The 9,430-nt window shown below is 24.3% G+C and carries 10 protein-coding genes and 1 pseudogene; 6 read left to right on the top strand and 5 right to left on the bottom strand.

What is annotated here, in order from left to right:
* The first annotated feature begins 82 nt into the window (after window positions 1–82).
* Both O212_RS0115610 and scpB read left to right on the top strand, forming a co-directional pair.
* Window positions 83–838: a segregation/condensation protein A gene (locus O212_RS0115610; protein ID WP_024615984.1), complete on the top strand. Its 756-nt coding sequence runs from the start codon at window positions 83–85 to the stop codon at window positions 836–838.
* The gene (gene scpB, locus O212_RS0115605) at window positions 825–1,421 is read left to right on the top strand and encodes an SMC-Scp complex subunit ScpB (RefSeq protein ID WP_024615983.1); all 597 of its coding nucleotides are present in this window, start codon (window positions 825–827) and stop codon (window positions 1,419–1,421) included. The genes O212_RS0115610 and scpB overlap by 14 nt, the downstream gene beginning before the upstream one ends.
* Window positions 1,422–1,471: 50 nt before the next feature.
* On the opposite strand, the gene ytfJ is transcribed toward scpB, so the two are convergent.
* Window positions 1,472–1,951: a GerW family sporulation protein gene (ytfJ, locus tag O212_RS0115600; protein ID WP_024615982.1), complete on the bottom strand. Its 480-nt coding sequence runs from the start codon at window positions 1,949–1,951 to the stop codon at window positions 1,472–1,474.
* Complete coding sequence (locus O212_RS0115595; RefSeq protein ID WP_024615981.1) at window positions 1,948–2,517, bottom strand: DUF2953 domain-containing protein; 570 nt, start codon at window positions 2,515–2,517, stop codon at window positions 1,948–1,950. The genes ytfJ and O212_RS0115595 overlap by 4 nt, the downstream gene beginning before the upstream one ends.
* Before the next feature lie 101 nt (window positions 2,518–2,618).
* Here O212_RS0115595 and O212_RS0115590 point away from each other — a divergent pair, with 101 nt between their 5' ends.
* The 4 genes and pseudogenes from O212_RS0115590 (at window position 2,619) to O212_RS0115575 (ending at window position 6,438) form a co-directional block, all read left to right on the top strand.
* Window positions 2,619–3,704: a D-alanyl-D-alanine carboxypeptidase family protein gene (locus O212_RS0115590; RefSeq protein ID WP_024615980.1), complete on the top strand. Its 1,086-nt coding sequence runs from the start codon at window positions 2,619–2,621 to the stop codon at window positions 3,702–3,704.
* Window positions 3,705–3,814: 110 nt separating this feature from the next.
* Window positions 3,815–4,804: a sulfide/dihydroorotate dehydrogenase-like FAD/NAD-binding protein gene (locus O212_RS0115585; RefSeq protein WP_024615979.1), complete on the top strand. Its 990-nt coding sequence runs from the start codon at window positions 3,815–3,817 to the stop codon at window positions 4,802–4,804.
* A pseudogene (locus tag O212_RS0115580) lies at window positions 4,801–5,796 on the top strand (FAD-dependent oxidoreductase); the annotation flags it as partial. The gene O212_RS0115585 and the pseudogene O212_RS0115580, both read left to right, overlap by 4 nt.
* 129 nt (window positions 5,797–5,925) lie before the next feature.
* Window positions 5,926–6,438 (top strand): hypothetical protein, encoded by a 513-nt coding sequence (locus tag O212_RS0115575; RefSeq protein ID WP_029699468.1) that lies wholly within the window; start codon window positions 5,926–5,928, stop codon window positions 6,436–6,438.
* Between the two features lie 36 nt (window positions 6,439–6,474).
* Here the strand turns inward: O212_RS0115575 and O212_RS0115570 are convergent, their stop codons facing one another.
* The 3 genes from O212_RS0115570 to O212_RS16745 all read right to left on the bottom strand — a co-directional run.
* A complete protein-coding gene (locus O212_RS0115570; RefSeq protein ID WP_024615978.1) occupies window positions 6,475–8,037 on the bottom strand; it encodes a recombinase family protein in 1,563 nt (520 codons plus the stop codon).
* Window positions 8,018–8,515 (bottom strand): ImmA/IrrE family metallo-endopeptidase, encoded by a 498-nt coding sequence (locus tag O212_RS0115565; protein WP_024615977.1) that lies wholly within the window; start codon window positions 8,513–8,515, stop codon window positions 8,018–8,020. The genes O212_RS0115570 and O212_RS0115565 overlap by 20 nt, the downstream gene beginning before the upstream one ends.
* A gap of 189 nt (window positions 8,516–8,704) precedes the next feature.
* On the bottom strand, window positions 8,705–9,430 hold a 726-nt coding region (locus O212_RS16745), incomplete at its 5' end, for a hypothetical protein (protein WP_024615976.1).

Here is a 9,430-nt window from a genome sequence, read left to right as displayed (position 1 = left end):
ATAGCTTCTTTATTTTTTAATTTAAATTCATTAGAATTTATTATATAATTAAAATGTTATTTTAGTTGAAAGGTGTGTATTTATGGAACTACCAAAAATAAAGGTAGCGGACTTTGAAGGGCCATTTGATTTGTTATTATATCTTATAAAAAAAAATAAGATGAATATATATAATATAGAAATTTATAAAATAACAAATCAATATTTGCAGTATTTAGATACTATGAAAGAAATGGATTTAGAAATAACATCTGAATTCATAGTTATAGCTGCTACTTTAATAGAAATAAAATCAAAAAGTCTTTTACCTAAAGTAAAAAAGGTAGAAGAACCTGAAGAAGATATTGAGAAGAAACTTTTAGAAAAATTAATATTATATAAAAAAATAAAGGCCTCTACTGAATACTTTAAAAAAGTTTCTCTTCAAAATAATATAAGTTATCCTAAAAAGCCAGAAATTATAGAAGATTTAGAAGAAAATAAATTAGATAATAAAAATTTATTTAAAAATATAACATTAATAGATCTTTATAATATATATAATAAATTACTTGATATTTATAAGAATAAAAAAAATGATGTTAATGTAATTCAAAAAAATATAAGAATAGATCAATATAAAATAGAAGATAAATATGATTATATACTGGAATCTTTAAGAGAAAATAATATTAAAAAATTTAGTGAATTTATTAATGAGTGTGAAAATAAGTTAGAATGCGTTGTAACTTTTTTAGCATTATTAGAGTTAATTAAGCAAAAACAAGTTAAGATATATCAACACTCTACTTTTGAAGATATAATTATAAAAGGAAGTGATAGTGATGGAGACAGTTAGTTTAGGACAATTCGAATTTAAAGAAACTTCAAGGAAAGAACCTATTAAAGGAGCTATAGAGGCATTATTATTCGTAAGTGGAGAGCCATTATCATTAAGAGATTTAGCAATTAATTTAGAAGTAACTCCTAAATATTTAGAAGAAATAATTTCAGAATTATCTTTAGAATATGAAATATCAAATAGAGGTATAAAACTAATTAATATAAATGGATCTTATCAACTTGTTACAAAAAATGAGTATTCAGATTATATTCAAAAATTATTGAAGAAAAATAAAAGACAATCATTAAGTCAGGCATCTTTAGAGAGTTTATCAATAATAGCATATAAACAACCTATAACTAGGGTTGATATTGATGAAATAAGAGGCGTTAAATCAGAAAGTGCAATTCAAAAATTACTAGAAAGAGATCTTGTAGAAGAAGTCGGAAGATTAGATGTTCCTGGAAGACCAATTCTTTATGGAACTACTAATGAATTTTTAAGACAATTTGGATTGACGTCTATAAAAGAATTACCGTCATTAGAGTTCTTTGAAGTTGCTGTAACAGAAGATTCAGAAGAATATAATAATGACTAAACAAAAAATAAAAGCATAGATGCTAAAAATACATCTGTGCCTTTATTTTTTTAAACTAAATCATCAACGTCTAAAGTTCTATTACTAGCATCTATATTTATATTTACGTCTTGAGTTTCTTTTTGATGATTTTCTTGTTTATTTTCCTTTTTGCAAAATGCATCTTTAAATAATTCAAGAACTTGAGGTACAGTATCAACTATTCTATCATAAGTATTATCTTGTTCTACTGGTAATAATCTTACTGAATTTTCTCTTACAACTAAAAATGCAACTGGTTTTACTGAAACTCCGGCACCGGAGCCACCACCAAAAGGATAGTCTATTTCAAAATCTGATGATACTTTATTTGGAGAATCGAATTCTGTACCACCTGATGCAAATCCAAAAGATACCTTTGATATAGGTATAATATAAGTTCCATCTCTTGTTTCTACGGCATCACCTATAATTGTATTAACATCAACCATATCTCTGATATTTTCCATAGTGCTTTTCATTAAATTTTGAATCGGATGTTCTTTGTTCATAAATCCCCTTTAACAGGGTTCACCTCCCTAGAATTAATTAAAGATTTTAATATTAATATCATCATATAAATAATTTTTCCAAAAGATACGTATAATATACATTTAAAATTAATAGTAACAAAAGAATAATCTTTAAATGAAGGATTAATACTAAAATTTGAATTACTAAAATTAAATATTGAACTCATATATCTATATAAAAATGCCAAAATTGAACTTAGACCTCCATACATAATAGCAGTTCTATATGCATCACCTAATGAATAATTTAAATTACCTAAAAGTTTAATAGGTAGTTTTAAATTATATTTAGTTAGGTTTAAAGAAAAATTTTTTAAAAATCTTTTATAATTTAAATTGAATTTTTTATTTTGTTTTTTATTTAAAATATTAATAAATTTGCTTTCTAAATTCCTATCTGTAGTGTTAGTTGATTTTGATATTATAGAAAAATTATAAAGTTTTACATTTAAAACCTTATTTTCATAAAATACACTAAACTTTATTGGAATAGGAGTTAATATAATGAGCATTATAATTAATAATATAAAATTAGAGCTTTGCATTTTAATCCTCCCTACAATATTAGTATTCTAAACAGATTCTAGGAAAAATATACTATGCATATTAGGGAAAAATTATTTCAAAATAATAATGAGGTGATTTTATGAAAAAATTTAAATACATAATACAGGCACTTCTAATTTGTTTAATTTTAAATACATTTACTATTAATGCTTTTGCTGATACTAAACTTAAAGTGTCTGCTAGAAATGCAATAGCAATAGATAAAGAAAGCAAACAAATTCTATATGAACAAAATGCTTTTGAAATAGTTAAAATAGCAAGTACAACAAAAATACTTACAGCTTTAGTTGCAATAGAAAATGGAGATTTAGATGAAGAATTTGAAGTTTCTAAAAATGCAGTAGCTGTTAGGGGTTCTAAAGTTGGATATAAAGTTTCGGAAAAAATTAAATTAAGAGAATTATTGTATGGATTAATGTATAAGTCAGGTAATGACGCTGCTATAGTAATTGCAGAAGGTATTGGAGGTTCAGTAGAAGGATTTGCAGATAAGATGAATCATTTTGCAACTGGAATTGGTATTTTAGATTCACATTTTCAAACACCACATGGATTAGATAAAGAAGATCATTATTCATCAGCTTATGACCTTGCAATATTATCATCAGCTGCAATGAACTATGATATTTTTAAAGAAATAGTTGGAACAAAGTCAATAAGTAAAGAAAAGTATGGATTTTCAAGAGATTATAATAATATAAATAAAATACTTTGGAAGATTCCAGGAGCAAATGGTATTAAAACAGGATATACAGGTGGAGCTGGAAAGTGTTTAGTATCTTCTATTAATCAAAATGGAAGAGATATAATAATTGTTGTATTAAACTGTTCTGATAGATGGAATCAAACTGAAAAAATATTTAATTACATAAAAGATAGATATTCTTTTAATATAATTAATAGTAAACAGTTAGTACTAGAACAAATAAATCCATTAATTGCACAAAATATTAGTGATGAAGAAATAATTAAAGCTTATACTGAAGACAGTACTCAATATGAATTAGAAGTGTTTAAACCTTACATAAACTTAAATAAAGGAGATATAATAGCTGCATTTAAAAATAGTAATAAGGAATCTAAAAATAGTTATATTCAACAGAAAATTAAGTTGTCTAAAAATATGAAAATAGAAGATTTAAATAATATAATGATATATAAATAATAAAAAGTATGATAAATCAATTTTGATTTATCATACTTTTTTATATATTAAGAACAAAATAAATATACGATTAATATCTTATTATGAGAAATGATTTTTAGGGGGAAGTAATGATTAGAGAAGATATAGATTGTATTGATGCTGGGACTGAATATTGTCCATGTAAATTAGCCGAAACTGGAGAATGTATATTATGCTCTCAAATGCAAGGAAAATGCTTTTGTGATTGTATAAATTGGAAAGGGGTTTGTATATATCAAGAATTCTTTAATAATGGTAATAAAGCAAAAAGAATGCGTGAAAAATTTAATTGCAAAATAATAAATTTAGAAAATTATGATAATAAAGTTATAGTTATGAAAATAAAAGTAACTCATAAATTAGCTTTAGATTTAATAAATCCAGGAAGCTATGTTTTCTTATGTCCTGATGATGATAAAAATTTTGATTTTCCTATATCAATATTAGAATCTAATGTAAATAATAATTCTATAACTTTAGCTATAGAAATAAGAGGAATTAAAACAAAAAAAATATTAAATTTAAAAAATAATGATTTTATAAATTTAAGAGCTCCTTATTGGAATGGTATATTTGGAATTAAAAATATAGAAAAACAAGTAAATACAAATTGTATGGTTATTGGAAGAGGAATAGGAATTGCACCTATGATTCCTATATTAAGAAAATTAAGATTACAAAATTGTTCAATTGACTGCATTTTAGATTATGCATCATTAAATGATAACTTTGCAAATAAATTTGTAAATAAATATATTGATAATTGTTCTAATATTAATCTTTTAATAAATGGAAAGTTAACGGATGAATTTAAGTATAAAATATATAAAAATATAGAAAATGGTGTGAATTATATACACGTAGGAGGAGCTGATATATTAACATATAATATTATAAATTATTTAGATGAATTAGGTAGAGAAGATGTATTACTATCATGTTGTAATAATTTTAAAATGTGTTGCGGTGAAGGAGTTTGTGGAGCATGTACAGCTAGATATAAAGGACATAAAGTAAAAAGATTTTGTAAAGTACAAACTAATCCTAGAAACATATTTGAAGAAAGGAGATTAATATGAAGGTAGTTGTTATAGGAGGAGGTTGGGCTGGAGTTGCATCAGCTATTACTGCTAAAAAGGCTGGTGCTGATGTTCATTTATTTGAAAAAACTGATTTATTGCTTGGACTTGGTAATGTAGGCGGGATTATGAGGAATAATGGAAGGTTTACTGCATCAGAAGAATTAATTGCACTAGGAGCAGGAGATTTAATAAAAATTACTGATGATTGTGCAAGACATAAAAATATTGAATTTCCAGGTCATAAACATGCTAATTTATATGATGTGAATTTGGTAGAAGGCTTAGTTAAGTCTCACTTAAAGAATATGGGTATTAATTTATATATGGAAACTAGGGTAAAAGATGTAGATTTTAAAGATAAATTAATAAAGGGCATAATATTAGCTGATGATACCTATGTAGATGGTGATGTTTTTATAGAAACAACAGGATCAACAGGGCCTATGGGAAATTGTTTAAGGTACGGTAATGGATGTTCAATGTGTATATTAAGATGTCCAGCATTTGGCCCAAGAATTAGTATAAGTGAAAGATGTAATATCGAAGATATAAAAGGTGAAAGAGCAAGCGATGAATTAGGAGCGTTTTCTGGTTCTTGTAAACTATCTAAAGACAGTTTATCAAAAGATATAGTAAAAGAATTGGAGGAAAAGGGCGTAGTAATACTTAAAATACCAGAAGAAGATGTAAATTATAATAAATTAAGTAGTAAAGTTTGTCAGCAATATGCTTTAAAAGAATTTGCTGAAAATATTATACTATTAGACACTGGACATGCAAAATTAATGACTACGTATTATCCATTAGAAAAACTTAGAAAAATAAATGGACTTGAAAATGCAAAATATGTTGACCCTTATGCAGGAAGTAAAGGAAATTCTATAAGATATTTATCTGTAGCTCCAAGAACTAATTTTATGCAAGTAAAAGGAGTGAACAATTTATTCTGTGGTGGAGAAAAATCAGGACTTTTTGTAGGCCACACTGATGTATGATAGTCTAAATTGATACATAAAGTATAAGTAAAAAAGATTAAAATAGTAGATTAAATGTTTAAAGTTAAATATTCAATATATTTTCAATATCATGTATAATGATAAAAGGGAGAGCGGTTAGTAATGAAGAAAAAATTTAAAATCATAGGAATAATAAATTTTTTACTTATAATAATAATGGTATTCATATTTTTAAAAGCAAAAGAATCCAATGGGTATTTATTTTTAAGAAAAGCACCAATAGTTATATTTTTTATTAATCTATTTTCTTTTACAATAATATCAACAATTATATTAAATATTGATATACGAAAAAAATTAAATTATATGATTATTGAAAGTAATAAGATTATTTTTAAAATAGCAAAAAATATAACCATTTTAATTACAATATTAATTCTTACATTTGGATTATGGATTGAATTTGTTATTTTTGCTTTTAGTGGTGGGGGTTCAACTGAATATACGATGAAGATTAATGATAGAAAGGTTATAGCTGTTTATGATTCTTTTTATTACGGAACTGATCCACAATTTTATTATTCAGTAAATCCATTTTATATGACATATGCTAATATAAGTGATAATGAATATAACGAATTACGTAATAAGTTTAAATCAGCTGATAAATATTAATATAAAAGAAGTATGCATATAGCATACTTCTTTTAATTATGTGTATTTTAATATTATTTCTTCAGTGTCACTATTCCATGTTATTTTTTCAAGCATATCATTTAAACAGTGTTTCTTTTCTTCAAAATCCATGTAATCAAAATTATTTTTAAACTCATCCAATTTTTTTATATTATTATTAACTTCTCTATGAGCTTCAGATATTTTAGCTTCTATGTTTTTAAATTCATCAAGTTGTCTATCTATTCCTAAAATTTTAGCCTTAAATATTGATATTTGATTAATGAATAATTGTGAAATATCGGTATCACTTGTAAGTGATAATTTATTTATTAAATTATCTATTTTTGTTTTTAAGAGATTTTTTTCCTCATTAAGACTATTTACTTTACTAGCAGTTTCTTCTTGGTTTAGAGAGCCTGTTAGAGCCTTTAAATTATTACATATATCTTCAGCAGTTCTAATTTTAATTTTATTTATAACAAGCTTTTCTACTTCTTGCCCATTTATATTTTTAGACTTACATCTAGTACCACCAGAATTGTTTTTCATAGAGCATGTATAATAGAATGATTTAGTTCCATCAGGCTTTTTATGCCCATAAGTAACTCTCATTCCTGAACCACATTGACATTTTAATATTCCTGTTAATAGAGCAGTATTAGTTTTACCTAATCTTGGAGCTTTTTCAGTATTTTTTTTTATAATTTCTTGAACTTGAAGCCATTTATCAGCAGGTATAATTCCTTTATGCTTACTTATAGCAGCAATTCTTTCTTCACCTTTTCCATATCTCAAAATTCCATTACCATTTGGAACTCCACAGACTTCATAGCCAAGCTTTTCTAAAAAATCGCATACTTCTTGGTTACTTTGTACATATACTGGGTTTTGAAGTATTATATTTATTGCACTTTTATCTAAATTACCACCATTTTTACCTCTAAAATTATTGGTTAAGCTCCACTTACTAACTTGAGATAAGGATTTCTCATCTAAATATTTATCATATATTTTTTTTACTAATTTTAATTCTTCAGTATTTTTTCTAAGTAAAGCTAATGATCTTTCTTTCATATTTTCATCTTTATACGTTTCTCTAACATAATTAAAGCCTAAAGGAGATTGTCCACCTAACCAACGGCCCATTTTAGCAAGAGTATACATATTATCTTTAATACGTTCAGCAAGTTGTTCACGCTCTAATTGAGCTAATGAAGCTAATATACCAATAACTGCTCGTCCAAAAGAGGTAGAGGAGTCAAAGCCTTCAGTAGCACTATATATAATACAGTTTAGTGAAGTACACATTTCCATGGTATTATGTATATCTCTTGCATTTCTACCAAGTCTATTTAATTGATATATTATAATTTTATCAATTTCTCCATTTCTAACTTTAGATATCATTTCTTGATATTTAGGCCTATCTTCATTTTTACCTGAAAAACCTTCATCAATATATATTTCTACATCTTTTTTAGTTATTTCATCAGAGAACTTAAATTCAATAAATTTTTGACATTTTATAATTTGATTTTCAATAGATTCACCTTTACCAGTAAATTTAGATTTTCTACTATAGATTGCAACAGTCATAAGTTACCTCCTTATCTTGAATAGAAAGCTTTATATTAGTATATTTATCTTCCTTAAGATATATTGATAATAACTTATATTTTATAATTTCTTCTGTTACATTAAAATGGATTGAAAGTGCATATATGTTACCTATATTTTGGAGTATAGCTCTATTTATTTCTTCATCAGAAATTAAATAATTAGCTGCCCATATTCTAGCTCTCTTTTCTTGTCTACTTTTATTTATTTTTTGAGTATAAGTAATACATTCTGCAGATAGATCACCTATAGAAGTAAAATGATGGCCTAATTCTTCGGCTAAAATAGATATGTATTTTGTAGTGTCAGATACTATATTTTTATGAATACCTATAGTAGGAGAGAGTCCTGGCACTTTAAAATAAATACCTTCAATATTACTTTGTTTGAAATTAACTTCTTCAAGTATTATATGTTCTTGTTCAATTAAATTGTATATATCAGTTATATTTTTCATTAGTTAATCACCCCATAAATTTTATTTACAGGATAATTATAACATAATTAACGAACGTACGTTCTGATTATAGACGAGATTTTTATTAATTTAAAATAAATATTAATTAATAATACAAAAGTATATTAAAATAATTGAATATAAATAAAAAACTAACTTTAATATTAAAGTTAGTTTTATTTTACTAATTTATTTAAAAATATGATTTAAAAAATAATTTACCCAATTAATTATATGTGTATATCCAAGAGTAAATGTTGATATGAATAATATTGGTAATATAACAATCCATACATTTCTATACCATTTTAATTTAGAATCAAGATTTTTTTTTGTTTCAGTATAATAACTTTTTTCAGTTATATTTTCAACTTCTGATGAATCAAGCAAATCATTATAAATACAGCTTATATTTGTATATAAATGTTCAATATCTGAAATTGATTTTTTAGAAAGCTTATAAGTATATATAACAAAAATAGTAGATAAAATTAAAATTGTAATGGATACTTTTGTTATATCACTAGTAAAAAGTGATGTAAAAGAATCATTGTTAAGTGAATTTAATATAATAGCTGTAAATAAAAATGTAACTAGTGTACCAAGATTTTTTATGAAATTATCGCTTATATCATTACCTATTTTTGAAAATTCTTTTTGTAAATCTAATAATGAAGAAACAGTTTGCATCTTTAATTCTATATATTTATCATAATTTTCTCTTAAATATATATTATAATTACTTCTAATTGATTTTATTACTTTATCATCTATATATAAAGTAGATGATTTAATTAGATATATACTTAATATATTTCTAGCTATTTCTAATTTATCAGTAATAAAATTTTCTTTATAAATTTCATCATATAATAACTTATATGATGAAATTTCATCTATATTTATATTATCAAA

It is taken from the genome of Clostridium sp. Ade.TY, from assembly GCF_000498355.1.
GTDB lineage: Bacteria > Bacillota > Clostridia > Clostridiales > Clostridiaceae > Clostridium.
The sequence above is the reverse complement of the archived record's forward strand: the minus strand, read 5'-3'. Positions and strand labels throughout refer to the sequence as shown.

Bases quoted from the DNA above. Each gene is read 5' to 3' on its own strand.
- O212_RS0115610 (WP_024615984.1), top strand. From the start codon at position 83: ATGGAACTACCAAAAATAAAGGTAGCGGACTTTGAAGGGCCATTTGAT.
- scpB (WP_024615983.1), top strand. From the start codon at position 825: ATGGAGACAGTTAGTTTAGGACAATTCGAATTTAAAGAAACTTCAAGG.
- ytfJ (WP_024615982.1), bottom strand. From the start codon at position 1,951: ATGAACAAAGAACATCCGATTCAAAATTTAATGAAAAGCACTATGGAA.
- O212_RS0115595 (WP_024615981.1), bottom strand. From the start codon at position 2,517: ATGCAAAGCTCTAATTTTATATTATTAATTATAATGCTCATTATATTA.
- O212_RS0115590 (WP_024615980.1), top strand. From the start codon at position 2,619: ATGAAAAAATTTAAATACATAATACAGGCACTTCTAATTTGTTTAATT.
- O212_RS0115585 (WP_024615979.1), top strand. From the start codon at position 3,815: ATGATTAGAGAAGATATAGATTGTATTGATGCTGGGACTGAATATTGT.
- O212_RS0115575 (WP_029699468.1), top strand. From the start codon at position 5,926: ATGAAGAAAAAATTTAAAATCATAGGAATAATAAATTTTTTACTTATA.
- O212_RS0115570 (WP_024615978.1), bottom strand. From the start codon at position 8,037: ATGACTGTTGCAATCTATAGTAGAAAATCTAAATTTACTGGTAAAGGT.
- O212_RS0115565 (WP_024615977.1), bottom strand. From the start codon at position 8,515: ATGAAAAATATAACTGATATATACAATTTAATTGAACAAGAACATATA.